The organism is Streptomyces sichuanensis, assembly GCF_020328095.1.
Classification (GTDB): Bacteria; Actinomycetota; Actinomycetes; order Streptomycetales; family Streptomycetaceae; genus Streptomyces; species Streptomyces cinnamoneus.
This window is the reverse complement of sequence record NZ_JAIXMK010000274.1, coordinates 1-721: the sequence shown is the minus strand read 5'-3', so window position 1 is coordinate 721 and position 721 is coordinate 1. Positions and strand designations below refer to the sequence as shown.

Sequence of the window (721 nt, the reverse complement as noted above, 5' to 3'; positions counted from 1 at the left end):
CTCCGCCGGCGACGATCCCGTCGATGACCAGCTTCGTGGCCCACGCCGTGGCGACGGGCAGGGCGCCGGTGGCGAGGGCGGGCAGCGCGTACAGCGCCAGGGTGCCGGGCGCGGCCCGGGCGACCAGCCGTCCGGCGATCAGGGCCCGGCGCGGCGCGGAGGCCGTGGCGCCGTCGTCGTCCGCGTCCGCGTGCACGCCCCCGCTCATACCGGGGCGACGGCGGGCCGATCGACGTCGACCTGGTCCGCCATGACCAGCAGGCGGCCGTCGGTGGTCCGGTTCACCTTGAGCACCACCGGATAGGCCATCACCTTGAAGGCTTCGCCCATCACCCCGGACGCGTCCTCGGTCGTCACCCGGGCCACCGGGCGCAGGGCCTCGACCATGGCGGCCGTCTCGCCGGGCTCACCGATCACCGTGGCCAGCACGCGGCCGCGGCCGCCCGGGACGGAGCGGGCGTACTCCACGAACTTCGGCAGCTTCTCCTTGCAGGGGCCGCACGTGGTGGAGAAGAACGCGACCACCGTCTCGGTGTCGATCATCGTGTCGGTCACCGCCTCGCCGTCCACCGACGTCGCCGAGAACGCACCGACCTCCTCGCCGGTGGCGAGCGAGGGCGCATCGCCCTTGCGGGACAGCAGCTCGGTGTGTTCCCGGAGGCGCTTGATGACGCCGACGGTGAGCACGAGGTCCAGCGAGCACAGGAGTCCGACGAGGACG

At 73.6% G+C, this 721-nt stretch carries 2 protein-coding genes; both read right to left on the bottom strand.

What is annotated here, in order from left to right; genetic code table 11:
- The coding region (locus LE181_RS31925; protein WP_225665107.1) for a hypothetical protein at nucleotides 1-196 on the bottom strand (196 nt) is incomplete at its 3' end.
- An 8-nt stretch (nucleotides 197-204) separates the two neighbouring features.
- Nucleotides 205-721, bottom strand: a 517-nt coding sequence (locus tag LE181_RS31920) for a thioredoxin domain-containing protein (protein ID WP_225665105.1), incomplete at its 5' end; no start/stop codon positions are given.